Source organism: Mesorhizobium sp. URHB0026, assembly GCF_054059755.1.
This window is the reverse complement of sequence record NZ_JBSSCN010000001.1, coordinates 2880039-2905361: the sequence shown is the minus strand read 5'-3', so window position 1 is coordinate 2905361 and position 25323 is coordinate 2880039. Positions and strand designations below refer to the sequence as shown.

23 protein-coding genes and 1 pseudogene are annotated in these 25323 nt (G+C 62.0%); 21 read left to right on the top strand and 3 right to left on the bottom strand.

What is annotated here, in order from left to right; all coding sequences use genetic code 11:
* Position 1: 1 nt before the first annotated feature.
* The 5 genes from ACVWWD_RS14250 (at position 2) to ACVWWD_RS14230 (ending at position 4673) form a co-directional block, all read left to right on the top strand.
* The gene (locus tag ACVWWD_RS14250; RefSeq protein ID WP_023771271.1) at positions 2-1132 is read left to right on the top strand and encodes a CgeB family protein; all 1131 of its coding nucleotides are present in this window, start codon (positions 2-4) and stop codon (positions 1130-1132) included.
* Positions 1129-2223, top strand: coding sequence for a CgeB family protein (locus tag ACVWWD_RS14245; RefSeq protein WP_352546847.1), 1095 nt, complete (start codon positions 1129-1131; stop codon positions 2221-2223). Before ACVWWD_RS14250 ends, ACVWWD_RS14245 begins: the two co-directional genes overlap by 4 nt.
* A complete protein-coding gene (locus ACVWWD_RS14240; protein ID WP_457103155.1) occupies positions 2220-3323 on the top strand; it encodes a CgeB family protein in 1104 nt (367 codons plus the stop codon). The genes ACVWWD_RS14245 and ACVWWD_RS14240 overlap by 4 nt, the downstream gene beginning before the upstream one ends.
* Positions 3324-3346: 23 nt before the next feature.
* Positions 3347-4393 (top strand): UDP-glucuronic acid decarboxylase family protein, encoded by a 1047-nt coding sequence (locus ACVWWD_RS14235; RefSeq protein ID WP_023771274.1) that lies wholly within the window; start codon positions 3347-3349, stop codon positions 4391-4393.
* A gap of 79 nt (positions 4394-4472) precedes the next feature.
* A complete protein-coding gene (locus tag ACVWWD_RS14230) occupies positions 4473-4673 on the top strand; it encodes a hypothetical protein (RefSeq protein WP_015319152.1) in 201 nt (66 codons plus the stop codon).
* Between the two features lie 6 nt (positions 4674-4679).
* Here the strand turns inward: ACVWWD_RS14230 and ACVWWD_RS14225 are convergent, their stop codons facing one another.
* The gene (locus ACVWWD_RS14225) at positions 4680-6425 is read right to left on the bottom strand and encodes a hypothetical protein (RefSeq protein ID WP_457103154.1); all 1746 of its coding nucleotides are present in this window, start codon (positions 6423-6425) and stop codon (positions 4680-4682) included.
* Positions 6426-6581: 156 nt separating this feature from the next.
* Here ACVWWD_RS14225 and ACVWWD_RS14220 point away from each other — a divergent pair.
* The 10 genes and pseudogenes from ACVWWD_RS14220 to ACVWWD_RS14175 all read left to right on the top strand — a co-directional run bounded on the left by ACVWWD_RS14220 (position 6582) and on the right by ACVWWD_RS14175 (position 15511).
* Positions 6582-7686: pseudogene (locus ACVWWD_RS14220) on the top strand (inositol-3-phosphate synthase).
* Positions 7683-8279 carry a histidine phosphatase family protein gene (locus tag ACVWWD_RS14215; RefSeq protein WP_023782376.1) on the top strand — a complete coding sequence of 199 codons (597 nt, stop codon included), beginning with the start codon at positions 7683-7685 and terminating at the stop codon, positions 8277-8279. The pseudogene ACVWWD_RS14220 and the gene ACVWWD_RS14215 overlap by 4 nt, the downstream one beginning before the upstream one ends.
* 14 nt (positions 8280-8293) lie before the next feature.
* Positions 8294-9394: a CgeB family protein gene (locus ACVWWD_RS14210; protein ID WP_457103153.1), complete on the top strand. Its 1101-nt coding sequence runs from the start codon at positions 8294-8296 to the stop codon at positions 9392-9394.
* Positions 9394-10197, top strand: coding sequence for a sugar phosphate nucleotidyltransferase (locus ACVWWD_RS14205; protein ID WP_023771279.1), 804 nt, complete (start codon positions 9394-9396; stop codon positions 10195-10197). The genes ACVWWD_RS14210 and ACVWWD_RS14205 overlap by 1 nt, the downstream gene beginning before the upstream one ends.
* Positions 10198-10199: 2 nt before the next feature.
* A complete protein-coding gene (locus ACVWWD_RS14200) occupies positions 10200-10961 on the top strand; it encodes a TIGR04290 family methyltransferase (protein ID WP_457103152.1) in 762 nt (253 codons plus the stop codon).
* The gene (locus ACVWWD_RS14195; RefSeq protein ID WP_140724257.1) at positions 10954-11886 is read left to right on the top strand and encodes a glycoside hydrolase 5 family protein; all 933 of its coding nucleotides are present in this window, start codon (positions 10954-10956) and stop codon (positions 11884-11886) included. Before ACVWWD_RS14200 ends, ACVWWD_RS14195 begins: the two co-directional genes overlap by 8 nt.
* A gap of 105 nt (positions 11887-11991) precedes the next feature.
* Positions 11992-13056, top strand: a complete 1065-nt coding sequence (locus tag ACVWWD_RS14190; RefSeq protein WP_457103151.1) for a glycosyltransferase — start codon at positions 11992-11994, stop codon at positions 13054-13056.
* Positions 13053-14045, top strand: a complete 993-nt coding sequence (locus tag ACVWWD_RS14185) for a GNAT family N-acetyltransferase (RefSeq protein WP_457103150.1) — start codon at positions 13053-13055, stop codon at positions 14043-14045. The genes ACVWWD_RS14190 and ACVWWD_RS14185 overlap by 4 nt, the downstream gene beginning before the upstream one ends.
* Positions 14046-14115: 70 nt before the next feature.
* The gene (locus ACVWWD_RS14180; RefSeq protein WP_457103149.1) at positions 14116-15276 is read left to right on the top strand and encodes a class I SAM-dependent methyltransferase; all 1161 of its coding nucleotides are present in this window, start codon (positions 14116-14118) and stop codon (positions 15274-15276) included.
* Positions 15277-15334: 58 nt separating this feature from the next.
* Positions 15335-15511 (top strand): hypothetical protein, encoded by a 177-nt coding sequence (locus ACVWWD_RS14175; RefSeq protein ID WP_023782381.1) that lies wholly within the window; start codon positions 15335-15337, stop codon positions 15509-15511.
* Here ACVWWD_RS14175 and ACVWWD_RS14170 read toward each other — a convergent pair whose 3' ends face one another.
* On the bottom strand, positions 15512-16075 hold the full coding sequence (locus tag ACVWWD_RS14170) for a sigma-70 family RNA polymerase sigma factor (protein WP_457103148.1): 564 nt from the start codon (positions 16073-16075) through the stop codon (positions 15512-15514).
* 287 nt (positions 16076-16362) lie between these two features.
* Here ACVWWD_RS14170 and katE point away from each other — a divergent pair, with 287 nt between their 5' ends.
* Positions 16363-18474, top strand: coding sequence for a catalase (katE, locus tag ACVWWD_RS14165; RefSeq protein WP_457103147.1), 2112 nt, complete (start codon positions 16363-16365; stop codon positions 18472-18474).
* A 68-nt stretch (positions 18475-18542) separates the two neighbouring features.
* Here the strand turns inward: katE and ACVWWD_RS14160 are convergent, their stop codons facing one another.
* Positions 18543-19097, bottom strand: a complete 555-nt coding sequence (locus ACVWWD_RS14160; protein WP_245273848.1) for a hypothetical protein — start codon at positions 19095-19097, stop codon at positions 18543-18545.
* A 204-nt stretch (positions 19098-19301) separates the two neighbouring features.
* Between ACVWWD_RS14160 and ACVWWD_RS14155 the strand changes: the two genes are divergently transcribed.
* The 5 genes from ACVWWD_RS14155 (at position 19302) to ACVWWD_RS14135 (ending at position 25314) form a co-directional block, all read left to right on the top strand.
* The gene (locus tag ACVWWD_RS14155; protein WP_457103146.1) at positions 19302-21056 is read left to right on the top strand and encodes a thiamine pyrophosphate-dependent enzyme; all 1755 of its coding nucleotides are present in this window, start codon (positions 19302-19304) and stop codon (positions 21054-21056) included.
* 398 nt (positions 21057-21454) lie between these two features.
* Positions 21455-22435 carry a cytochrome c oxidase subunit II gene (coxB, locus tag ACVWWD_RS14150; RefSeq protein WP_031240540.1) on the top strand — a complete coding sequence of 327 codons (981 nt, stop codon included), beginning with the start codon at positions 21455-21457 and terminating at the stop codon, positions 22433-22435.
* Complete coding sequence (gene ctaD / locus ACVWWD_RS14145; protein ID WP_457103145.1) at positions 22432-24372, top strand: cytochrome c oxidase subunit I; 1941 nt, start codon at positions 22432-22434, stop codon at positions 24370-24372. Before coxB ends, ctaD begins: the two co-directional genes overlap by 4 nt.
* Entirely contained in the window at positions 24369-24971 is a 603-nt protein-coding gene (locus ACVWWD_RS14140; protein WP_457103144.1) for a cytochrome c oxidase subunit 3, read from the top strand. The genes ctaD and ACVWWD_RS14140 overlap by 4 nt, the downstream gene beginning before the upstream one ends.
* Before the next feature lies 1 nt (position 24972).
* Positions 24973-25314: a hypothetical protein gene (locus ACVWWD_RS14135; protein WP_457103143.1), complete on the top strand. Its 342-nt coding sequence runs from the start codon at positions 24973-24975 to the stop codon at positions 25312-25314.
* Positions 25315-25323 lie beyond the last annotated feature (9 nt).

Here is a 25323-nt window from a genome sequence, read left to right as displayed (position 1 = left end):
CATGCGCTTCTTGTTCTACACCCACTCGCTCGTCTCCGACTGGAACCACGGCAATGCCCATTTCCTTCGAGGCGTCATGCGCGAACTGGTGGCGCGCCGGCATCAGGCCATCGCTCTGGAGCCGGCGGACGGCTGGAGCCGATCGAACCTGCTGGCCGAGAAGGGATCCTTCGCGATCGAACGTTTTCGCAAGGATTTCCCCGAACTGATGCCGGTGACCTATGATGCCGGGTTCGACCATGAAGCCTGGATCGCCGAGGCCGACGTGGTGATCGTCCACGAATGGACCGACCCGAAGCTTGTCGCTCGCATCGGCCGTGCCCGGGCCGATGGCGGCGAATTCACCTTGCTGTTTCACGACACCCATCACCGCGCCGTGTCGGCCACCGAGGCAATCTCGGCGCTCCGCCTGGAACATTATGATGGCGTTCTCGCGTTTGGCGAAGCGCTGCGGGAGAGCTATCTGCGCGCCGGCTGGGGCAAGCGTGTCTTCACCTGGCATGAAGCGGCGGACGATCGCCTATTCAAGCCGCACCCCGAAATCCACGCGACGTCCGACCTGGTCTGGATCGGAAACTGGGGCGACGACGAGCGGACGGCCGAGATCCAGGAGTTCCTGATCGAACCAGTGCGCGATCTCGGTCTTCGGGCCACTGTTCACGGTGTCCGCTATCCCGAGCCGGCACTTGCCGATCTGGCCGCCGCCGGTCTGCGTTACGAAGGGTGGATCGCCAATGCCGACGTGCCGAAGGCGTTCGCCGCGCATCGTGTCACCGTGCACATCCCGCGGCGTCCTTATCGTGAAGGCTTGCCTGGAATTCCGACAATCCGCATGTTCGAGGCACTTGCCTGCGGCATCCCGCTGATTTCAGCGCCTTGGTCCGATGTCGAGCAGCTTTTCAGGCCCGGCGTCGACTTCCTGTTTGCCGAGGATGGATCGCAAATGCGGCAACACCTCCAGGCGGTGTTGGCCGATCCGGATTTTGCGGCCTCCCTGGTGACCTCGGGTCTTGAGACCATCCGCTCACGGCACACCTGCCGCCACCGCGTCGACGAGTTGGTCGACGTGCTCAGGCAATGCACGACCCTGCACACCGCCGAGCTGACCTCCGCAAAGGAAGCCGCAGCATGAAGATCGCATTCTATGGATCGAGCCTTTTGTCGTCCTACTGGAACGGCGCCGCGACCTATTACCGAGGTTTGCTGAAGGCGCTTTCGCAACTGGGCTACGAAATCACCTTCTATGAGCCTGACGTATATGACCGGCAAAAGAACCGCGACATCGAGGCGCCTGACTGGTGCTCGGTCGTCGTCTACGAGGCAACCCACCATGCCCTGATGCAGGTGGCGGCGCGTGCCGCCGAGGCCGATATCGTCGTCAAGGCGAGTGGCGTCGGCTTCGAGGACGAGGCGCTGCTGCGCGCCGTGCTCGACCACGCCCGCAGCGACGCGCTCATCGTATTCTGGGACGTCGACGCGCCGGCGACGCTCGCCCAGCTGCGCGACGAGCCGGACCACCCGCTGCATCGTGCGCTGCAAGAAATCGACCTTGTGTTGACCTATGGCGGTGGCGATCCCGTGGTCTGGGCCTACCGTGCCATGGGCGCGAATGAGTGCGTGCCCATCTACAATGCGCTCGATCCCGAAACGCACCACCCGGTCGCCAGCAATGCGCGTTTTGCCTGCGATCTGGCGTTCCTCGGAAACAGGCTGCCGGACCGTGAAGCGCGTGTGGGATCGTTCTTCCTCGATCCTGCAGGCCAGCTGCCGCAACAACGGTTTCTGCTCGGCGGATCTGGGTGGGGCGACAAGCCGCTCCCCGCCAATGTCGGCTGGCTCGGCCATGTCGGGACCCGCGATCACAACGCCTTCAATGTCACGCCAAAGGCGGTGCTGAACATCAGCCGCGACAGCATGGCCGCGAACGGTTTTTCACCCGCCACGCGTGTCTTCGAGGCGGCTGGCGCCGGCGCTTGCCTGATCACCGATGCTTGGCTCGGCGTCGAGCTGTTCCTGAAACCCGACGAGGAGATCCTTGTGGCGCGCGACGGCGGCGATGTCGCCGAAATCATGGAGGCGCTGACCCCCGCCCGGGCAAAGGCGATCGGCCAGGCCGCACTTCGGCGCGTTCTCGCCGATCATACCTACGCATTGCGGGCGGCCGTGGCTGATGCGGTCTTCAAACGGCATTTGACTCAGGGGACCGTGGAGGCGGCCGAATGACCAGGCAGTTGGACATCGTCTTTCTCGGCCTGTCGCTTTCCTCGTCCTGGGGAAACGGCCATGCCACCACTTTTCGAGGTCTGCTGAAAGGCCTCCACCAACTCGGCCATCGCGTGACTTTTCTGGAGCGCGATGTGCCGTGGTACGCCAATCACCGCGATTTGCGCGATCCGGATTTCTGCGCCTTGCGCTACTATGAAACCGTCCCCGAACTGCAAAGCGACTACGCACGGTGTCTGCACCAGGCCGATGTCGTGGTGATCGGCTCCTTCGTGCCGGAAGGGCGCGCGGTGATCGACACCGTCGCTTCTCTTAGCAAAGGACAACTCTGCTTTTACGACATCGACACTCCGGTGACCCTGGCGAAGCTGTCGGCGGACGATTGCGACTATCTGAGCTGGCGCCAGATCCCCTACTTCGACATCTATTTCTCTTTTGCCGGCGGGCCGATGCTTGCCGATCTGACACAGACCTTCGGCGCACGCCGCGCCGAGCCGCTCTACTGTTCGGTCGACCCGGAACGACATCACCGCACCGCCGATCCGATCGGCTGGGACCTCGGTTATCTCGGCACCTACAGCGCCGACCGGCAAGCCACGCTCAATGCGCTTCTGCTGGAGCCTGCACGGCGCATGCCGGATCGGCGTTTCGTCGTGGCCGGCTCGCAATATCCGTCCGATATCGACTGGCCCGACAACGTCGAGCGCATCGAACACTTGCCGCCGGCCGATCATGCCGCATTCTACAGCCGTCAGCGCTACACGCTGAACGTCACACGCAGTTCCATGATTGCCGCGGGATGGTCGCCCAGCGTGCGGCTTTTCGAAGCCGCTGCTTGCGGCACGCCGATCATCAGCGACCGCTGGCCAGGCCTCGACAGCTTCTTCCCCGCATCGACGATCCACACAGCCAAGAAGGCGGACGAGATCGTCGCGATCCTGTCCCGGGAATCGACTCGTACACGTCTCGCCATGGCCGACCGGGCACGCGAACTCGTTCTTGCCTCCCACACCGGTGTGGCCAGGGCTCGCGAATTCCTCACGGCGCTTACGCAAAAGGGGGCGGTGGTCCTCGATCTCGATATCGGAAGTGCAGCATGACTGGCAGACAGGAGAAAATCGCGATGCGACAAACAAAAAAAGCGCAAAGGGCAAAGACGGTGCTCGTCGCCGGTGGCGCGGGCTTCCTCGGTTCGCATCTTTGCGAAGCATTGTTACGCGATGGCTGGCGTGTGATCTGCGCCGACAATTTTCTTACCGGTCGCATGGAGAACATCAACGCGATCATGGACCAGCCGGGTTTCCGGTTGATCGAGCAGGATATCTGCCGTCCATTGGACCTTGGCGAGCCGGTGGATCGCATTTTCAACCTGGCATGCGCCGCCTCACCGCCGCGTTACCAGGCCGATCCGATCCACACCACGCGAACCTGTGTCATCGGAACGTTGAACCTGCTCGAACTCGCGGCCCGCAACGACGCGCGATTGCTGCAGGCCTCCACCAGTGAAGTGTATGGCGATCCGGAGCAACATCCGCAGAGGGAGGATTATGTCGGCCATGTGAACTGCACCGGCCCACGCGCCTGTTACGACGAGGGTAAGCGCACGGCCGAGACACTTTGCTTCGATTATCTGCGAGCCGGCAAGGCCGATGTTCGTGTCGCGCGTATCTTCAACACCTACGGGCCGAGAATGGATCCGGCGGACGGCCGCATCGTCTCGAACCTGATCATGCAGGCGCTCGAGAAGCGCCCGTTGACGATTTTCGGCGACGGCATGCAGACGCGATCTTTCTGCTACGTCTCCGATCTGATCGACGGGTTGATGGGTCTTATGGATATCAATCCTAATCCGGGCAAGCCGGTCAATTTGGGCAATCCCGGCGAATTCACCATTGTGCGACTGGCGGCAATGATCAAGGCTATGACCGGCACCAAATCGGATATGACGTTCCTGCCGCTGCCGCAGGATGATCCTCGACGCCGGCAGCCCGACATCTCGCGCGCAAAAGCGCTGCTCGGCTGGACGCCAAGAGTGCCTCTCAACGAGGGGCTCGCCCGAACGATCAGCTATTTCGTCGCGCTTGAAGGCGGCTCGATCGGGGATCAAATGGCAGAACGCTCCACAAGAGCGAGACCCACGTCAGGTGGGCTGCAGAACCTCCCTGCCTGATGCCGGACCGCAGCCACATCTTCGCACGGATTCGCGCGGAACATCGGCGCAAGCTTGTGGTTTGACGAGAAGACCAGATATGGAGGACCTCCTCATGCACCCCAAGCGATCTCGGACCGATATCGACAAGATGGCGGAACGAGAGACGGCCGCGTATTTGCGGCGAGCCTCTATCACCTATCTGGAATGCTGTGTCAGCCTGATGATGACGCATCTGCAGCGGGAGGAGGTGGCTAGTATTCTCGAGCAGGAAGCAGACATGTTGCGAAGGCTGGACTGACGGCGGCTATCCCCCCCTGGCCTTGCCCAGGAACCGTGTCAGCCCTGCCGCATATCGGTTTGCCGTCTCCTCGAGCCTTGCTTTTTCCCGGCCATTCTCGGATTGAGCGGCCATGCTCCACAGCCCGAGCTGAAACGCCAAATAGCAAGGTTTGAAATAATCGATGAGCCCGGTCTCGATGCGGCTATCCATGCCGCCGATCAACGTCGCCGCCTCGGCTTCGGACAAGTCATATTCTACGCAGGCGCCTGCAATATCCCATTCTATCGGTTGGCAGCCGATCAGATCGTGTCCTCGGCAATGGTCGACAGCATCCGTCTTGATCAGCGTGCCATCGGAACCGACCAGAAACTCCCAGGGATGCAGCCTGCCGTCGATCTCGGCCCGTTCCAACACCTCTGTGGGCGTGTGCTTCGAGAACCAGGTCCGCAGTCTCGCCGCCCGGCTTTCGCCCAAAGCTTCGGAAGCATTGTGAACGGCCATTTCCGCGAGGGCGAGCAATGATGCACCGGCTTCGCAGGTTCGCAGATTGGTCGCGCGCCAGACCAGATAGCGTGTGAACGCCGTGATAAGTCCCTGCCTGGACAGCGGTAGCTGATCCATCGTCGTGCCATCGGCCCACCGTTCGACCAGAAAACCGTGGCAGAACCCGATGACGTGCGGCCCGAATCCGGCTTGATGCAACATCTTGGCGGCTTGTGTCTTGCGCAGCCCGGTTTCGCCGAGGCCGACAAATTTGACAAGCCAGCGATCTTGACCCGCGGAGGCCAGGAACTTTCGCCGTTCGGTGCCACGTGTGCTCGGTGGCCAGCGCTTTTCGTCGGTATAGTGAAGGGGTCGCCACGCGCCGCCGGATATTTCGGTCAAGCGCAATTTCGGACTGCCGACCGCCTCGGCTACCCAATCGCGCAGTGTTGGACTTTGCGAGCTTTCGGGAAAGGTGCGTTCGAACGTCATCGCCACATGCTTGCGGCAGCGCACCCATGTCTCCCGAACCTCCGGCGACGCTTCGGCGCCCGGATCGCCCGAATGGCTGGGGAACAGGTGAATGCGGTCCGTACCGATGCCCTGTCTTCTCAGCCACGCGACGACGGCATGGACCGAACTTCCCGACAGGCCAGGACCTTCGTCGACGACGGCGAAGCGAGCCGACGGCTCGTTCCTCCAGGCCGCGACCAAACGCGGATCGGCATTGAGGCACCGATCGAAAGGATGCCCAATCGGGCGCACGCTAATGGGCGCCGGCGCACCGATCGCGGCCGCCACCACGGCCGCGAGCCCCAGGCCGATGCTGCGGATGCCGATCACGCATGTGTTCGCATCGAGACCTGATATCCGCGCCGCGCCGAGATAACTCTCTGGATAAAGCGCATAGTGCGCGTAGCCCTCGGCCGAACCGGTCAAAACCTCTGCCTTGCAATCGAGCCCGGCCAGCATTTGGAGAAGTCGCGGGTCGATGCCACCATCCACGGCGAACCCGTTTCGCCACGACCTCGCCACCTCCGCCGCAAGCCCGACCAGTAGCCTGGCGCCTTGCTGTTGCGAAGGCGAATTGGTGTCGACACCCCGGGCCTTGAAGTCGACATCGGCGAGCCCCTGGACCAGTTCCGACACGCTGACGAACAGCCCGACCAATGCGGCATGGCGCCGGATGCCGCAAGGCAAGCGATCGAGGCCTTGCGCCATTTCGATCGCCGCCTCCTGAAGCTGTCGTGCGTTCTTGGGGCGCTTGTGGTCGCCGTAGACGATCATTGGTCGATTTCCGATGCTTGCCGTGCGGGCAACGCGGCGCGTGCAGCTTCGATCCATGCTGCTTCGCGCAATTTTTGACCAAGCCAAGGAACATTCCGGCACGGTGGCGGTTCGGCGCAAGGAACTTACCTTTGAACAGCATAGGGCGGCAGTTTCGTGGGATCGAAAAAAGTTCGTGTTGGTATCGTTGGAGTGGGTAATTGCGCATCCTCCCTGGTGCAGGGCCTTTCCTATTATCGTCATGCTAAAAGCAACGAACCGATCCCGGGGCTGATGCATGCCGATCTCGGTGGCTATCACGTCGACGACATCGAAATTGTCTGTGCGTTCGATGTCGCAAGAAGCAAGGTCGGCCGTGACGTCGCGGATGCGATCTACGCTCCCCCCAACAACACGTTCCGCTTTGCCGACGCGCCAACGACCGGCGTTCGCGTCGAACGCGGGCCGACGCTTGGACGGGATCGGCAAATATCTGCGCGACGAAATCGAAGAAGCGTCCGAACCGGTTGCCAATGTCAGCGAGATCCTGCGCGACAGCGGAGCCGATGTGCTGGTCTCCTACCTGCCGGTGGGTTCGGAGGAGGCGACGCACTTCTATGCTGAATGCGCGCTCGAGGCCGGCTGTGCCTTCGTCAATTGCATACCGGTTTTCATCGCCTCGCGTCCGGAATGGCGCCGGCGCTTCGAGCAGCGCGGGCTGCCGCTGGTCGGCGACGACATCAAGAGCCAGGTCGGCGCCACCATCGTGCACCGGTTGCTGGCCAATCTCTTTCGCGAGCGCGGCGTGCGCATCGATCGCACCTATCAGCTGAATTTCGGCGGCAACACCGATTTTCTCAACATGCTCGAACGCGAGCGGCTGGAATCGAAGAAGATCTCCAAGACGCAATCGGTAACCAGCCAGCTGGATGTTCCCCTGGAACCGGGCAACATCCATGTCGGACCCAGCGATCATGTGCCTTGGCTCACCGATCGCAAATGGGCCTACATCCGCGTCGAAGGGACAACCTTCGGCGGCGTGCCGCTGAATGCCGAGCTCAAGCTGGAGGTGTGGGATTCGCCCAATTCAGCCGGCGTGGTGATCGATGCGGTGCGCTGCGCCAAGCTTGCGCTCGATCGCGGCATTGCCGGGGCGCTGACGGGTCCTTGCAGCTATTTCATGAAATCGCCTCCCGAACAGTTCACCGACGCCGAAGCGCGCCAGCGCACGCTCGCTTTCATCGCTGGCAAGGACGAGCCATTGCTGGATGCCGCGGAATGACGACGACCTTCTTCTTGATCCGCCATGCGGCGCACGACAATGTCGGCTCCTACCTCGCGGGGCGCATGGCCGGCGTATGTCTCGGCGAGGCCGGCAAGGCTCAAGCCGAGCAGCTTGGCGGCCGCATGGCCCGTGAGACCATTGCAGCCATTCTATGCAGCCCGCGCGAGCGCACGCAGGAGACGGCGGTGCCGATCGCTCTCGCTTGCGGTGTCGGCGAAATTGCGATCTGCGCCGAACTCGATGAGATCGACTTCGGCGACTGGTCGGGGAAGACTTTCGACGAATTGAACGGCGATGCCAGTTGGCGCGCGTGGAACGATCAGCGGCAAGAGGCCAGGACTCCGAGCGGCGAAACCATGCTGGATGTCCAGCAGCGCATCGTCTCGCTGATGAACGGCGTCCGCGAGCTGCATCAGAACCAATGTGTCGCCCTGATCAGCCACGCCGATGTGATCAAGGCCGCCGTCTGCAAGGTGCTTGGCTTGCCGGTGGGCGACTGCTTTCGCTTCGACATCGATCCCGCCTCGATCACGACGATCGTATCGGGCGACTGGGGCTCGAAGCTTCTGCGATTGAACGAAGCTGCCTGACGAGGAAATTCCCGATGCGGATGGTCATTTTCGGTCTCACCGTCACGTCTTCATGGGGAAACGGCCATGCCACGTTGTGGCGTGGGCTGATCCGCGCCCTCGCCCGGCTGGGCTGGTCGATCACCTTTTTCGAACGCGACACTCCTTATTATGCCGGGACCCGCGATCTGGATCAGCTCGACGGAGGCAACGTCGTCATCTATCCGGACTGGGAGGACATCCGCCGCGTCGCGGAACGGGCGATGAAGCAAGCGGATGTCATGGTCGTCACCTCTTACTGTCCCGACGCCGTCGAGGCTTCGCGCCTCGCGCAGCAGGCAAGCCGCGGACTGCGTGTCTTTTACGATCTCGATACTCCAGTCACGCTTGCCCGCGTCGAACAAGGTGAGCGTCCGCCCTATTTCGGACCTGAAGGCCTTGCCGACTACGACCTCGTCCTGAGCTACACCGGCGGCCCGGCGATCGAGGCGCTGAAGACGGTGCTGGGCGCGCGCCGCGTGATGCCGCTCTACGGGCATGTCGATCCGGACCAGCACCGGCCGGCAGAGAAGCGGGCCGAATTCGCCGGTGATCTGTCCTATCTCGGGACCTACGCGGCGGATCGCCAGGCCGGCGTCGAAATGCTTCTGGTCCGCCCGGCCGCGCGCCTGCCCGACCAGCGCTTCATCATCGGCGGCGCCCAATATCCGCAGGAATTCCCATGGAGCGACAACATCTTCTTTGTCAGACATCTGCCGCCCGCCGACCATCCGGCGTTCTTCTCCTCGTCGCGACTGACACTGAACGTCACCCGCGAAGCGATGGCGCAAAAGGGCTGGTGCCCGTCGGGACGGCTCTTCGAAGCGGCCGCGTGCGGAGCTGCCATCATCACCGACGCATGGCCAGGGCTTGTGGAATTCTTCGAACCCGGCCGCGAAGTGCTGTTGGCGCGCGACACGGATGATGTTGTCGCGGCACTGCAATTGCCGGAGTTCGAACTCGACGGCATTCGAAGGCGAGCCCGCGAGCGGGTCTTGGGAGAGCACACTTCCGCCAAGCGCGCAGCGGAACTGGACAAAATCCTGGCCGATGCCTTGCGAAACCCAGTCGGCGAACCGATGAAGGAAGCAGTCTGATGTTGGGCATCGTGCCCGCTGCCGGACGCGGCAGCCGCATTCAACCGCTCGGCTTCTCGAAGGAGTTGCTGCCGGTCGGCAGCCGGATCGACGGACAGACCGAACGCCCCTGCGCCGTGAGCGAGTATCTGGTACGACGCATGGTCCAGGCAGGCGTCGACAAGATTTGCTTCATCATCGGATCGGGCAAATCCGACATCCTCGAATATTATGCCGCCGGCTACGGTGAGGCGGCAGCGCTCTTCGTGGTGCAGCCCCAACCCGTTGGTCTCTGCGATGCGATTTTCCGGGCAGCGCCCCTCGTCGCGCCCGACGAGGTCGTCCTCGTCGGGCTTCCAGATACGATCTGGTTTCCCGAGGACGGTTTCTGTCACTTGCCTGACGATCAGCTTTCATTTTTGCTCTTCCCGGTGGATAGCCCGGAATTCTTCGACGCCGTCGTTACCGATGATGACGAGCGGGTGATCGAAGTCCAGGTCAAGCGGCAGGACGCCGCCACGAACTGGGTGTGGGGCGCGTTCAAGATGCCCGGCCATATCCTGCATCGGCTTGCGGCACTCTGGCGCGAGCGGGATGGTCGTGACGAATATATCGGCACGTTGATCAACGCCTACCTTGCGGGCGGAGGTGTGGCCTATGGTGTCAAGGCAGGGTCCGCTTATGTCGATGTCGGTACCTTCAATGGTTATCGCACAGCTCTGCGGTTGCTTGAAAGCGGTGTCCCGTCAGCTCATCACCAGCCCGCAACGATCATGCCCGGCGCGCATTCGCATGTGCCTGTCGTTCCGGGCGAAGGAGCCTGACCATGTTGCATTCCCATGCCGAAATTCGCCGGCGCATCGACGCGCTAGGCCCGTGGTTCCACAATATGGAACTCGCCGGCGTCGAAACCGCGCCCGACCACTTTCTCGGCAACTACCCGCTGATCAAATGGCGCAAATTCGCCGATGCCATACCCGCTGATCTGACCGGCAAGACCGTGCTGGATATTGGCTGCAATGCCGGCTTCTACTCGATCGAGATGAAACGGCGAGGCGCCGCCCGTGTCCTCGGGATCGATTTCGACGAGGCCTATCTGGCGCAGGCCCGCTTTGCCGCCGAGATCGCGGACTGTGATATCGAATTCCAGAAGCTGTCGGTCTACGACGTCGGTGCCCTGCGCGAGACATTCGATGTCGTGCTCTTCATGGGAGTGCTTTACCATCTGCGCCACCCCTTGCTCGCGCTCGACCTGATCCGTGAGCACGTCGCCGGCGACCTGATGATCTTTCAGTCCATGCAGCGCGGCAGCAAGGACCTGCCCGAGTTGGAAGAGAACTATCATTTCTGGACGCATGAGTTGTTCGACCAGCCTCAATTTCCCAAGCTGCATTTCATCGAACACCGCTATGCCGACGATCCGACCAACTGGTGGATACCGAACCGGGCCTGCACCGAAGCGATGCTGCGCAGCGCCGGTTTCGAAATCGTTCTGCATCCCGAGCAGGAGGTCTATTTCTGCCGCGCTGCCGGCGAACCGGCCGGCGGCGGCGCGATATATCCGTCGAAAGGAAAGCTCCATGATTGAAGCCGCGATGATCTGGAACGAGCCCAACAACAAATCGCATTGGGACCCCGAGCTCGACCCCGATTGGAGCCGCTTTGCCAGGATGGCAGTCCTGTCGGCGGACGCGATCGCGTCCGAGAACCCTGCTTTGACAAAAGTGCTTGGCGGCATCTCGCCGATAGACCCCGGCTTTATCACGCGCATGAAGGAATTCGGCGTGCTGGACCATGTCGACGCCGTCGCGGTTCACGGCTTTCCCCTCGACTGGAACCTGTGGCAAATTCAGGAATGGCCGCAGAAGATCGGTGAGATCGCGACCGTCACCGACCTCCCTATCTGGGTCAGCGAAGTCGGCGTGTCGACCTTCGGAGCCGAGGAAATACAGGTCTGGGGGCTCAAGCGCACCGCCGAATTGCTGCTCGGCAACGCACCGCGGATCCAGTGGTACAGCCTCTATGACCTTCCGCGTGAATGGGAAGCAACGACGCGGCATCGCGAAGCGGAGGGATCCTCCTACTACCGTCATTTCCACATGGGGCTGCTGCGCCAGGACGGTACGCCGAAGCCGGCGCTGGAAGAGTTCCTGCGCTACACACCCGCAATGGGCCTGGTGCAGTGGTTTCATTTCGAGGACCCGCGGCTGGACGATGCCGTCGCCTGGATGAAGCGGCTCGGCGTGACCAATATGCGCACGGGGCTTTCCTGGGCCGACAGCTTCAGGCCGAATGCGTTGGACTGGTTCGACCGACAGATGGAAGCACTCGCCGCTTTCGACGTCACGGTCACCTTCTGCTTCACGCCGGAGCATCGCGGAATGATGCCTCACCACACCAGCCCCCCGCTGGTACCTGAGGAATTCGCCGAGTTCTGCGCGACGATGATCCGCCGCTACGCGCCCGGCATGACGTCCGCCTCGCTCCCGACGCAGCGGGCCTCGGCTGCGTGAGGCGCTCATGCGACCCGATCCGCGATCGTTGCATATCCTGACCGAAGTCGAGGCCGCCTGCTCCGCCGCCAATTCGCTGCCTCCGGCACAACGGCCGGGCCGGCCATGACGCTCACCGTCCTCAATGTCGCCTATCCCCTCGCGCCTGTCGGACCGGATGCGGTCGGGGGTGCCGAACAGGTCCTGACGATGCTCGATCGTGCACTGGTTGGCGCGGGTCATCGGTCCATCGTCGTCGGCTGCCGGGGCTCCAGCGCGAGCGGCACGCTTGTGGAAACTCCGGCGGAAGGCGGCGTGCTCGACGAGGCGGCAAAGAGCCGCGCGCAGCAGGCTCATCGAACCGCGATCGCCGCTGCCCGCGCCAGGTGGCCAATCGATGTGGTCCATCTGCATGGCATCGATTTCGATGCCTATCTGCCCGACGATGGCCCGACCTTAGTGACCCTTCACCTGCCGCTGGACTGGTATCCGGCCGGGGTACTGCGCCCGACGCGCGACGACCTGTGGCTTCATGCAGTCTCGGCCGCTCAGCAGAAAACCGCGCCACCCGGCGCCAGACTGGCGCCGCCAATTCCGAATGGAGTAGACATAGAGGCGCTCGGCCTGCTGCAGCCTAAGCGCGACTTCGCACTGGTTCTGAGCCGTATCTGCCCGGAAAAGGGCATCCACCTGGCGCTGGACGCGGCCAAGCAAGCAGGTGTGCCGCTGGTTGTTGGCGGCAAGGTCTATCCCTATGAAACGCACACGCGGTACTTTCGCGACGAGGTCCAAGCTCGCCTCGATGGCCGCCGCCGCTTTCTTGGTCCGCTCGGTTTCACCGCCAAGCGGCGCTTTCTCAACGCAGCTCGCTGTCTGGTCATACCGAGCCTCGCCGCCGAGACCAGCTCCCTCGTCGCCATGGAGGCGCTGGCCTGCGGCACACCGGTGATCGCCTTTCCGAATGGTGCGCTTCCGGACGTGATCGAGCACGGCAAGACCGGCTTTCTCGTCAATACGGTCGACGAGATGGCACAAGCCATCGTTGCGACGTCAAGCCTGGACGCCGGGACATGCCGGGCCGAGGCGCGACGGCGGTTCTCGCTGGAGGGAATGATCTCGTCTTACATGGATGCCTATCAAGCGCTGGCAGGACTTGGCACCGATGCCGGGCGCCTCGCCGTCACGCCGTGAGCAAGCCTGTGTTGCGCGGCGAGATCATCGATGATCCGGCGCAACTCGATACGCTTGCGCCGGATTGGTGGGGATTGTGGGAGCAGAGTTCCTCGGCGACGCCGTTTCAATCTCCCGCGTGGCTGGTGCCATGGTGGCGCACATTCGGGCCCGGCGACCTGGCGACGGTCGCGGTCTGGCGCGGAGGCGACCTGATAGGTCTGGCGCCCCTTTATCTAGAGCACGGAACCGCCGGCTCGAAACTTCTTCCGGTCGGCATTTCGCTCAGCGACTATCTGGATATCCTGTGTGTTCCCGGCATCGAGAACCAGGTCGCGGCCATTGTTGCCGAAAAGATCCTCTCGGTCGGCTGGTCGCAGTGGATCCTGTCGGATTTACCGGAGGGCAGCGCCGCTCTTGCGATTGCGCATCCCGATCTGAAGGCGGGGCGGCCAGCCACCCATGGTGCTTGCCCCGTGCTGGCCATCTCCGGAGACGATACCCTTGCAGGCTGCGTACCCTCCCGACGCCGGCGCCAGTTGCGACGGGCGCAACAGGCCGCATCCAGACGCGGCCGGATCGCGTTGTCGTCGGCACGAGGCGATCCTCAAACCTTCCTCGATCAGTTGATCCGCCTGCACGACGCGCGCTGGGCCGGACACGGAGGTGGCGTGTTGGCCGACGCGGCTGTAGAGGAATTCCACAGGCGCTCACTTCCCTTGCTCGACGCTCGCGGCCTGGTCCGATGCTGGCTTTTGGCAATCGATGGCAGGACGGTCGGGGCCTATTACGGCTTCCACCATCGCGGTCGTGCCTATGCCTATCTCGGGGGCTTCGACCCCGTCTATGCCGAAGAGAGCCCAGGGGCGATCCTGATCGGCCACGCGATCGCGGAATCGATCCGCGAAGGTGCGCGCGAGTTCGATTTCCTGCGCGGCCAGGAAGCCTACAAATATGGCTGGGGCGCCATCGACAGGTGGACGATGCGCCGGGTCTGGACGCGGAGTTGATACCATGCCTGCGACCAAGCCAAAATCCGCTCCGCGCCGCACAACGATCAGATCGGCTGTTGAAGACTGCATGGCGGATGGTGTCTGCGCCGAAGCAGTCGTCGCCAGGCTGGCGCTTCACCTGCAGACGGGGATCAGAGCGGCGGAACTGGCAAAGATCGTGCTGGAAATCATCCCGGCGAATGCGCGAGACGCGGAACGGCTGCAAGAGATAGCCGGGTTGCTTCGCCGCAAGCCAGATGTCTTTGCCACATTGCGAGCGACGGGAGCTGCTGTTCGGCACACACGCGACGAGGGGGAGACCGGTGCCGCCGTCGTCACGCGGCTGGCCTCGAGCTTCGATGCGGCGGCAGCGATTTCGGAGACAGCAAGTGTCCAGCTCGCATCCCTAGGGGATGAGGAAAGGCTCTCAGCCACGACCGACGAAGTCGTCGCCTGGCTCAAGCAGCAGGACTTCTCCGGAACCCACCGGGATATTCTGGACATTGGTTGTGGCATCGGCCGTTTCGAGCATGCGCTTTCCAACTCCTTCAACCGCATGATCGGCATCGACATATCCTCGCGGATGATCTCCATCGCCTCCGAGCGGTGCGCCGCGCTGGGCAATGTCGAGTTGCGACAAACCTCCGGTCTCGATTTGAGCGAATTCGACGACGGCAGTTTCGATTGCGTGCTCGCGGTTGACAGCTTTCCTTATCTGGTTCTGGCCGGCATGGCTGAGGGGCATTTCGATGAGATCGCACGCGTTCTGAAACGGCCTGGCTGGCTCGCCTTGCTGAACTATTCCTATCGCGGATCGCTTTCGTGGGACCGCGCCGACATCGGCCGCCTGGCGCGAAGCTCACCAAATGCGGGTCGTCATCAATGGCGAGAAGCCGTTTCGGTCATGGGATGGCGAGGTTTTCCTACTTGCTCGAGGCGGCGGAACATTACTGCGCGCCGCCAGTTCGGACGTCGAACCAGAGGCGCCGAAGAGCGGCACCGACCCGAAGGAGGAAAGCATGGCACCCGGCGGCAAGAAACATCGGCCGCGGGAAGCAGCATGGCGATGACCGCGGGCTGGACGGCGATCGCATCAAGTCCGATCAATATCAGGATCACGCCACCGACCAGGCGCCGAAGGACTGAACGCGGTCGCTCCATGTGCTTGGCCTGCAGTACGGAGGGCCAAGGAAATAAAGCTGTGCAAGGATGGCCGGCAACCCTGCCGGCGGCGGACATCGCCTTGTAATGTCCGGCATTTGTCACCACACTAAAGTCAGGGACTGCTGGTTATCAAGAGAATATGGATGTCTCATTCGAGCGACGATACCGCGGACCCGCAATTCGGTCTGGCCATGGATCAGGAGATCACTTCTCTCCTGGACGCCATAGAGCAGGAAAAAATCCCGGATCGTCTGACCAGGCTGGCCATGGAGTTGCAAAACGCGCTGGTCGAGAAACGTCGACGTGAGGTGCAGAACTGACTATCTGCGGCTGTCACCCTCCATATCGAGTTGACCATCCGATAGATGATTTCGTCTCTCAATCAATGTCTGCAACGAAGTCTCCCCAAGCAATTCGAGAATATTGGCGCGGGCACGGTTCAGCCGACTTTTTACCGTCCCCACCGCGCAGCCGCATATCTCGGCCGTTTCTTCATAACTCACTCCCAGAACGCCAATCAGCATCAGGACCTCGCGTTGGTGTTCCGGTAGCCTTTGAATGGCGGCGTGGACTTCCTTGCTCTGAACGCTCCATTCCTGGGTGGCTTCCGAAATCGGTCGCGACGACGCGCAGTCGAGCAGGCCTGGCGCTTCCCGGGCAGCGATCTTGACCCGGGTGTAGTAGGTGTTGCGCATGATGGTGAAGAGCCACGACTTCATGCGTGTGCCGGGTTCGAACTTGTCGATGTTGGCGAGACCCTTGGTCAGTGTCTCCTGTACCAGATCGTCGGCATCGTCGGGGACGCGGCAGAAGGTTCGCGCGAAAGCCCGCATGGCGGGTATGAGCTCAACGATGGAAACTTCATTGGTTTCTTGGTCGGCCAAAATGTAGCCTCCGGATGACAATGGTCCAGCTCCCAGAAGAAGAGTGTATGAACGCAGCCCCTGCTAAATGCATGGAAGTTTGGTTCGTTCCTCGCGCTGAAGACAACTCTTCAGAAATTCGGCGCAGCGCGACATCTCACCCAATCGGTCTATGCCGTCGCCGAGATAAGGATGCCGCCTTGGCGATGCACGCGAGGCGCACCGGTTCTTCACGGGAACAAAGCCGCGCACCGGCAGTTTGACGTCCTGAGTACTTCCACCCCCTCCGGCATCAAACGAGGTATGTCATGGCCAAATCCGCCCGTCGTTCCGCTCGCCAATCGGCAAGTGGACAGGAACCGGATAGCGCGCGCGGAAACGGCGGGGAATTGCACCAGATCGCCGGGGGTGAGACGCCCACTCTGACCACGGCGCTGGGAACACCCGTCTGCGACGATCAAAACACATTGCGGATCGGCGAACGCGGACCAGCGCTGATCGAGGACTCTCATTTTCGGGAGAAGATTTTCCACTTCGACCACGAACGCATTCCCGAAAGGGTCGTTCATGCTCGCGGCTACGGCGCGCATGGTTACTTCGAAACCTACGAGTCTCTGGCCAAATACACACGTGCCGATATTTTCCAGAGGGCCGGCGAAAAGACACCGGCCTTCGTGCGCTTCTCGACGGTTGCCGGCAACAAAGGCTCGTTCGATCTCGCCCGCGACGTCCGCGGCTTCGCGGTCAAGCTATACACCAGGGAAGGCAATTGGGATCTGGTCGGCAACAATATCCCGGTCTTCTTCATCCAGGACGCGATTAAGTTTCCCGATCTGATCCATGCCGCCAAACAAGAGCCGGACCGGGCCTTTCCTCAAGCCCAGACCGCTCACGATAATTTCTGGGACTTCATCAGCCTGATGCCGGAATCGATGCACATGGTGATGTGGATCATGTCGGATCGCGCGATCCCGCGCTCCTTCCGCTTCATGCAGGGCTTTGGCGTGCACACGTTCCGCTTGCTCAACGCGAAAGACGAGTCCACCTTCGTCAAATTCATCTGGAAGCCAAAGCTCGGCATGCAATCGGTGGTCTGGAATGAGGCGGTCAAGATCAATGGCGCCGATCCAGACTTTCACCGTCGCGATCTATGGGAGGCCATCCAGTCCGGCAATTTCCCGGAATGGGAGTTGACGGTGCAATTGTTCGATCAGGCGTTTGCCGACAGCTTCGACTTCGACATTCTGGACGCAACCAAAATTATTCCTGAAGAGGTGCTCGAACCGATCCCGGTCGGGCGGCTGGTGCTTGACCGGATGCCGGATAATTTCTTCGCGGAGACCGAGCAGGTTGCCTTCATGACGCAGAATGTGCCGCCCGGAATTGACTTCTCCAACGATCCGCTTCTGCAGGGCCGCAACTTCTCCTATCTCGATACCCAGTTGAAACGGCTGGGCAGCCCGAACTTTACCCATCTCCCGATCAATGCGCCGAAATGCCCGTTCGTCCATTTCCAACAGGACGGACACATGGCTATGCGCAATCCGGTCGGTCGCGCCAACTATGAACCGAATTCATGGGGGCTGGGACCGCGCGAGGATCCGCAACGCGGCTTTCGTTCCTTCGCCGATGCCGAGGAAGGGCAGAAGGTGCGTCTGCGCGCGGAAAGCTTCGCCGATCACTACAGCCAGGCCCGGCAATTCTTCAACAGCCAGACACCGCCGGAGCAGCGCCACATCGCCATGGCGCTGACCTTCGAATTGAGCAAGGTCCAGGCACCGGCGATCCGCGAACGCATGGTTTCGCATCTGCTCAACATTGACGAAACCCTGGCGACCACCGTCGCCGACAAGCTCGGCATTCGGAATATGCCCGACCCTGCGGAGGCAGCCGTTCCGACGCGCGACGACCTGCCGCCTTCGCCGGCGCTCAGCATCATCGAGAACGGGCCTGACAGTTTCAAGGGCCGCAAAGTCGGCGTCTTGCTTAGCAATGGAACCGACACCGGGCTGTTCGAAGAGCTCCGTTCCGCCATCGAAACGGAAGGCGCGGTGATGGAGGTGATCGCGCCCAAGGTAGGCGGCGTCGACGCGGCTGACGGCAGCCACATCGAGGCTAGGCACATGATCGACGGCGGCCCGTCCGTGTTGTTCGACGCCGTGGTACTGCTTCTCTCCGAGGAGGGTGCCGAGATGCTGCTCGACGAGGCGGCCGCGAGGGACTTCGTGTCAGATGCGTTCGCCCATTGCAAATTCATCGGCTTCACAGCGGCAGCCCAACCTCTCCTGGCAAAGGCGGGCGTAGCTCCCGATGCCGATGAGGGGCTGATCGACCTTGATACCGCAGGTTCCGTGAAGACGTTTATAGAGGCGTGCCGCAAACTGCGGCTGTGGGCACGGGAGACCGCCGTCAAGCTTTGATGCGCAGAGCTATGCGTTGTCACACCGGCGCATGGCTGCAAGGCCCGGTATGCAGCCATGCCCAGGCCCTACGGTTGGCGGGCCTCTCTGGCGGCCTGTTCTCGCTGCCGTTTCAGGACCTCGTCGGTCCCGACCAGCTTCTTTGCTCCGCCTGGAATTGCCGTGGACACCACCGCGGGCGGGTCGCTTGCCGGAAAAGAATCCTCCAACCCTGCCTGCAGTTGATCCTCGAGCGTCTGTGGTTCTTCGGAGCGGCCGGGCGTCCTGCGTGTATCTATCTTCTCCAGCGACTGTTTCTTCTTTGGCGACTCATTGGCTTCCCGGATCAAGGCATAAAGCTGCTCGATCGCGAATTCCTTGATCGTTTCGAAATCGGACCGATCGTCCTGCGTCGCCTCTATCTGGTCGACCATGGCCTTCTCGAACCGCCCAAGGCTTTCACCGCCGCAGGCGTGGGAAAGGCGCAGCAATGCCTCGTGCAGCATCATCGGGGTGAAGTAAGCCGACGCTTCAAGCCTGAGTTGTCGCAGACGATCCGGAGTGGCAGCCTGGAATTTTGACATGGACGGTGTCCTTTCTCTCACGAGCGTGTCAACGACAGTTGATCGCCGATGTTCCACCACGCCTGAACATACTTGATGTCCAGCGACCTACCGGAACCAGCTTGCCGCCCTCTGGAGCAGTCCATTATCTGCGTGACTGGTCATGAGAAGCCGGTTCTCCTGCAAGGGGCCCGACGACGCTTCCAACATGTCACGATTTCTTGTGATGAAGGAACCAACTCGGGATTGACCGGTTCGGACCTCATCCACCGGAGCAATCCTGACATGGCAAATGCAGCAGAAATTCTCGTCGATACACTCATCGCCTGGAACGTCGAGGTGGTGTTCGGCTTGCCGGGAGACGGCATAAACGGCGTCATGGAGGCACTGCGCACCCGGCAGGACAAGATAGCCTTCGTGCAGGTCCGGCACGAAGAGTCGGCCGCCTTCATGGCATGCGCCTATGCCAAATGGACGGGAAAGCTAGGCGTCTGCCTAGCCACATCAGGGCCGGGCGGAACGCATCTTCTGACCGGCCTTTATGACGCCAAGCTCGATCAGGCTCCGGTGCTCGCGATCACAGGCATGCAGTTCCACGACCTGATCGAGACGTTCACCCAGCAGGATGTCGATCTGACGCGCGTGTTCAACGATGTCTCCGTCTATAATGCCCAAGTCGCCGATGCCGCGCATATGGAAAACGTTGCTAGCCTCGCCTGCCGAACCGCGCTGGCGCGCAAAGGCGTCGCCCATCTATCAATTGCCAGCGACATCCAGGAGCAAGAGGCCGACCCCGCCAAGCGCAGCAAGCGCAATCGTCCGGCGCACACGCCGCAGCAAATGTTTTCCGGCCACAGCATGCCGCTGGACGCCGAACTCGACAAAGCTGCCGCCATTCTGAACGAAGCCACGCGGGTGACGATCCTGGCCGGGCGCGGCGCGCTCGGCGCGGCCGCGGAACTTGAACATACCGCGCATCTGCTGCAGGCGCCTGTCGCGAAGGCCTTATTGGGCAAGGCGGTCCTTCCGGACAACCATCCTCACACGACCGGCGGGATCGGCATCCTGGGAACCCTGGCTTCGCAGGAGGCGATGGAAACCTGCGACGCGGTGCTGATCGTCGGCTCGAGCTTCCCCTACATCGAATATTATCCGAAGCCCGGGCACGCCCGTGGTGTCCAGATCGACTGCGACGCGCAGCGGATTGGCCTGCGCTTTCCGGTCGAGGCCGGTCTTGTCGGAGACGCCGCCGAGACATTGCGCGCGCTCAATCAACGTCTGACGCAGAAGCCTTCCGGTGAATTCCTGCAGCGCTCCCAGGAAACCATGAGAAGATGGCGCGAGATGATGAGGCAGTCGGAGGACGCGCAGGCGCAACCGTTGAAGCCGCAAACCATTGCCCGTGCGTTCGGACAAAGACTGGCCGACGACACGGTGTTGGCCACCGACTCCGGTCAGAACACGGAGCTTGCCGCCCGCCATGTCGATCTGCGGAGCGGCCAGGCGTTTGGCGTGTCCGGAGCGCTGGCATCCATGGCCAGCGGCCTTGCCTACGCCATCGCCGCCGGCATAGCATTTCCCGGTCGACCGATCGCAGCTATCGTGGGCGATGGTGGTTTTGCCATGCAACTCGGCGAATTCTCGACGGCTGTGCGCTACAAAATTCCGCTGAAGACGCTAGTCATCAAGAACAACATGCTCAATCAGATCGCCTGGGAGCAGATGATGTTTCTGGGTAACCCGCAATTCGGTTGCGAACTGCAGCCGATCGATTTTGCCATGGCCGCGGAAGCGATGGGCGCGAGCGGTTTTCGCATCGAGCGGGCCGATCAGATCGAAACCGTTCTCGACGAGGCCTTCGCGGCCGAAGGTCCGGTTGTGATCGAAGCACTGGTCGATGCCTATGAGCCACTGATGCCGCCCAAGATGCCGTCGGACTACGCCAAGAACTTCCGCCAGGCCTTGCCACAGACGCCGGGGCACGAACGCATCGAAGAAAATATCGCCCGGGAGCCGGCGAAGTCGATGATGGAGGCCTAGAGCAATTCCAGTGAAAGTGCGAAGCAGTCTTGCGTTCAACTTGCAGCCCCGCTGATGTGAATCCGGCCGGCCTGATCTATGGCCGAGCCGCACTGCTCCTGGCCGCGTTCTGGATCAGAACAAGCGGGCGGCGGCGGGCTTCGCACCTGCCCATCGGCTAGGCCCCGCTCCCGTGGGTGTGCTGAAGAATGGCCGTCCCACATCTTCCAGTTCGCCTTTCTCGGGTGCAGCAGTGTTGCCAAGCATCCTTTTGCAACCAACCGCGTTGTGGCCTTGGCAACGATGGTGGATCCTTCATGGCAGGTTGCGCGCGTCCGTTTACCCGCCTTCGTAAGCGGAAACGACCGCTGATGCCGCTCCCCTTCCCACGGCCGAAACAGTTGGCCGGGACGGCGCCCATGCTGGTCCTGGGCGGATGCAGCGACTGGCAGTCCACGCTCCATCCGCAGGGTGCGAATGCCCGAAGGATATTCGACCTGATCTGGTCCTTCAGTGCCGTTGCGGCGGGCACATGGCTGCTTGTCATGCTGGCCTTGGCGGCAGCGCTTCTGCGTCGCCGACTGGTCGAGACGACGCGCTTGCCATTTGAGATCGATTCCCGACAGGAACGTCGGTTTACGGGCGTTGTCGCAAGCGCCATCGCGTTGACCGTTCTGGTGCTCGCCATACTGACGACAATGAGCTTTTTCGCGGGCAAATCCATTGCGTCGCTCAGCGGAACGGAAACGCTTACCGTTCGGGTCACCGGGCATCAATGGTGGTGGGAGGTCCGTTACCCCCAGGATGAACCGTGGCAAGCGATCGTCACGGCAAACGAAATCCACATCCCGGTTGGAGAGCCGGTCAAGGTCGAGCTCGATTCGCTCGATGTCATTCATAGCTTCTGGGTGCCAAGCCTTGCCGGCAAACGGGATCTCATCCCGGGCCGGCCAAGCGAGCTCACGCTTATTGCCGATAAACCCGGACTCTATCGCGGCCAATGCGCCGAGTTCTGTGGCTACCAGCACGCCCATATGGCCATCACGGTCGTCGCCGAAAGCCGCAAAGCGTTCGATGCGTGGCGATCCGGGCAAGGGGCCGCCGCGCCGGCGCCCGCCGGTGACGAAGAACACCGCGGCCAACGGGCTTTTCTTTCCACCGGCTGCGCCCTCTGTCACACGATAAGAGGCACACCGGCCAGCGGAACGCTCGGACCTGATCTTACCCATCTTGCAAGCCGACACGCTCTGGCCGCGGATACTCTGGCCATGACCCCCGGGGCGCTTGCTGCCTGGATAGCCGATCCACAGTCCATGAAGCCGGGGGCCAAGATGCCGCGCATTGCCCTCAGCGCCGATGATCTCAATGCCGTCGTCACCTATCTTGGAACCCTGGAATGAGCGGCATTGCGGGAAACCCGGCCGAGCATAAACAGCAGGCCGTGAAAGGCGTACGGGACACCGGCCTGGAAGAGGCGAGGCTGCGCGCCTTTCTGGCGCATGCCTGGAGAACGCCGGGAGGCCTCCACGGCTGGCTGGTCACCGTCGACCACAAGCTGATTGCCCGACGCTATATCGTGACGGCTTTCTTCTTCCTCATCCTTGCAGGTCTGTCCGCCCTTGCGATGCGGTTCCAGCTTGCCCAACCCGAGGCCGGCTACATCGGTCCCGATCTCTACAACCAGCTGTTCACCATGCATGGCACGACGATGATGTTTCTGTTCGCCGTGCCGGTGATGGAGGCGTTCGCCATCTATCTGGTGCCGTTGATGATCGGCACCCGCAATGTCGCCTTCCCGCGCCTCAATGCCTTCAGCTACTGGGTTTATCTTTCCGGCGGGCTGATGATCTGGATCGCTTTTGCCTTCGAAACCGGCGCCGACGCCGGCTGGTTCTCCTACGTTCCGCTCGCCGGGCCTGAATACGGCATCGGCAAGCGCCCCGATTTCTGGGCGCAGATGGTCGCTTATACGGAAGTATCCGCGCTCGCGATCGCCATCGAGATCATTGCGACAGTGTTCAAACAACGCGCGCCGGGCATGTCGCTGGACCGCATTCCGCTCTATGTCTGGTCGGTCCTCGTCACCGCTTTCGTCATTCTGTTCGCCATGCCCGCGGTGATGGTGTCGAGCACGATGCTGATCCTCGACCGGTTGGTCGGCACGAAGTTCTTCGACCCCGCCGCAGGGGGCGATGCACTTCTGTGGCAGCATCTGTTCTGGTTCTTCGGCCATCCCGAGGTCTACATCATCTTCATTCCGGCGACAGGTTTTGTCTCCGCGATCCTGCCGACCTTCGTCCGGCGCCCGGTGTTCGGCTATCTTGGGATCGTGCTGTCGCTGGTCGCGATAGGCTTCCTCTCCTTTGGCCTGTGGGTACACCACATGTTCGCCACCGGTCTGCCGCAGCTCGGCGAGAGTTTCTTCACCGCGTCCTCGATGATGATCGCCATTCCGAGCGGTATTCAGATCTTCTGCTGGATTGCGACGATCTGGGGCGGCCGGCCAATCTTGGCCACGCCCATGCTCTTCGTGCTCGGCTTCATCTTCACTTTCGTGATCGGCGGCCTGACCGGGGTCATGGTCGCCTCGGTGCCGCTCGACCTGCAGGTGCACGATACCTATTTCGTGGTTGCCCATTTCCACTACGTGCTGGTCGGCGGCGCCGTCTTTCCCCTGCTCGGCGCCGTCTATTACTGGTTTCCCAAGATCACCGGCCGCATGCTGTCCGAGAGGCTCGGCCGCTGGAATTTCTGGCTGGTCTTCCTCGGCTTCAATCTCACCTTCTTCCCCATGCACATTCTGGGTCTGCAAGGCATGCCGCGCCGCGTCTACACCTATCCGCCGGCGAGCGGCTGGGGCGGGATGAACCTGTTCATCAGCCTCTCGTCGCTGGTGGCGTTCGCCGGCTTTGCTCTTTTCTTCCTGAACATCCTGCTCAGCCTTCGCAACGGCCGCATTGCCGGAGACAATCCCTGGCAAGCGAGCACGCTCGAATGGGCGACGACCTCGCCGCCGCCTTCCTACGACTTTTCGCGGCTGCCGGTGGTAACCCATCGCGAACCGCTCTGGGCGGAGCCCGACACCCTCCCCGTCGTCGAAGGCTTGCGCGTCGATGCCCGCGAGGTGCTGGCCAGCACGGTCGCCGACGCGGTGCCGCAGCTGAGGGTGCCATCGGCCGACAATTCGATTTGGCCGTTGCTGTCGGCCATCGCGGTTGGCGGCGCATTTCTGGCCTCGATCTTCACGCCATGGGCGGTGGTCTGGGGGACGATACCAGCTTCGGTCGGCTTCATCTGTTGGTTCTGGCCGAAAGGCGAACCGGAGGACGAGGAATGAGGCATCGTTCTGTCGCCGATGTCAGCCACCTGCCCACATATGATTTCGGGGTGGCGAGCCCTATGTGGTGGGGAACCCTTGCCTTCGTCGCCCTCGAGGCGACAGGTTTTGTGCTGGCGATCGGCTCTTATTTCTATCTGGCCGTGCTGGCCCCGCACTGGCCGATCGGGGCGCCAGCGCCGGATCTGCTGCCGGGCTCGGCAGTATTGGCTATTCTGCTCGCGAGCATCGTACCCAACCATATGGTCGACCTTTGGGCGCGCCGTCAGGACGTCGCGAAGGTTCGCCTTGGCATGGTCGTCATGTCGATCGTCGGAATTCTTCCGCTGATCGTTCGCATTTGGGAATTTCCGGCGCTGCGGATTTCCTGGGATCAGAACGCTTACGGGTCGATCGTCTGGTTCCTGCTCGGGCTGCATACGACGCATCTTCTCACCGATGTCGGGGACACGATCGTCCTTGCGGTTCTCATGTTCACGCCAAAAGGCAAGGCGGGCCGCCGCTTCAGCGACGTCTCGGACAACGCCTTCTACTGGGACTTCGTGGTTGTCTCATGGGTTGTGCTCTATCTCGTCATCTACTGGGTTCCGAGGATGTGACATGCAGGCGACCCGCACCGGCGTTTCCTGGGCAGGCCTGGTCAGCGGACCAGCCGCGTGGGCGATAACGCTGCAGCTCGATTATTCCATTGCATTCTGGCAATGCCACGCCGAATTTCCTCCCACTGCCTTGTTCTCGCTGACGGGTGCCGCTGTCGCCGTGGCAGGCGCGGTGCTGTCGTGGCGCGCCGTTCGCGACCGAAGCCATGGCACGAGCCCGCCCTCGAAGGCGCGCACGCGCGCGTTCCTGGCCAGGACTTCGGTTGGCGTTGGCGCGCTGTTCACCCTGGTCCTGCTGGCACAGACGTTGGCCGGGCTGACGTTCAGCGGGTGCGAGCTGTGAGGATGCTGC

Coding starts and splice junctions, on each gene's coding strand:
- katE (WP_457103147.1), top strand. CDS start 16,363: ATGGCCAAATCCGCCCGTCGTTCCGCTCGCCAATCGGCAAGTGGACAG.
- ACVWWD_RS14230 (WP_015319152.1), top strand. CDS start 4,473: ATGGAGGACCTCCTCATGCACCCCAAGCGATCTCGGACCGATATCGAC.
- ACVWWD_RS14175 (WP_023782381.1), top strand. CDS start 15,335: ATGTCTCATTCGAGCGACGATACCGCGGACCCGCAATTCGGTCTGGCC.
- ACVWWD_RS14205 (WP_023771279.1), top strand. CDS start 9,394: ATGTTGGGCATCGTGCCCGCTGCCGGACGCGGCAGCCGCATTCAACCG.
- ctaD (WP_457103145.1), top strand. CDS start 22,432: ATGAGCGGCATTGCGGGAAACCCGGCCGAGCATAAACAGCAGGCCGTG.
- ACVWWD_RS14140 (WP_457103144.1), top strand. CDS start 24,369: ATGAGGCATCGTTCTGTCGCCGATGTCAGCCACCTGCCCACATATGAT.
- ACVWWD_RS14225 (WP_457103154.1), bottom strand. CDS start 6,425: ATGATCGTCTACGGCGACCACAAGCGCCCCAAGAACGCACGACAGCTT.
- ACVWWD_RS14240 (WP_457103155.1), top strand. CDS start 2,220: ATGACCAGGCAGTTGGACATCGTCTTTCTCGGCCTGTCGCTTTCCTCG.
- ACVWWD_RS14195 (WP_140724257.1), top strand. CDS start 10,954: ATGATTGAAGCCGCGATGATCTGGAACGAGCCCAACAACAAATCGCAT.
- ACVWWD_RS14135 (WP_457103143.1), top strand. CDS start 24,973: ATGCAGGCGACCCGCACCGGCGTTTCCTGGGCAGGCCTGGTCAGCGGA.
- ACVWWD_RS14245 (WP_352546847.1), top strand. CDS start 1,129: ATGAAGATCGCATTCTATGGATCGAGCCTTTTGTCGTCCTACTGGAAC.
- ACVWWD_RS14190 (WP_457103151.1), top strand. CDS start 11,992: ATGACGCTCACCGTCCTCAATGTCGCCTATCCCCTCGCGCCTGTCGGA.
- coxB (WP_031240540.1), top strand. CDS start 21,455: ATGCTGGTCCTGGGCGGATGCAGCGACTGGCAGTCCACGCTCCATCCG.
- ACVWWD_RS14235 (WP_023771274.1), top strand. CDS start 3,347: ATGCGACAAACAAAAAAAGCGCAAAGGGCAAAGACGGTGCTCGTCGCC.
- ACVWWD_RS14200 (WP_457103152.1), top strand. CDS start 10,200: ATGTTGCATTCCCATGCCGAAATTCGCCGGCGCATCGACGCGCTAGGC.
- ACVWWD_RS14210 (WP_457103153.1), top strand. CDS start 8,294: ATGCGGATGGTCATTTTCGGTCTCACCGTCACGTCTTCATGGGGAAAC.
- ACVWWD_RS14180 (WP_457103149.1), top strand. CDS start 14,116: ATGGCGGATGGTGTCTGCGCCGAAGCAGTCGTCGCCAGGCTGGCGCTT.
- ACVWWD_RS14215 (WP_023782376.1), top strand. CDS start 7,683: ATGACGACGACCTTCTTCTTGATCCGCCATGCGGCGCACGACAATGTC.
- ACVWWD_RS14250 (WP_023771271.1), top strand. CDS start 2: ATGCGCTTCTTGTTCTACACCCACTCGCTCGTCTCCGACTGGAACCAC.
- ACVWWD_RS14155 (WP_457103146.1), top strand. CDS start 19,302: ATGGCAAATGCAGCAGAAATTCTCGTCGATACACTCATCGCCTGGAAC.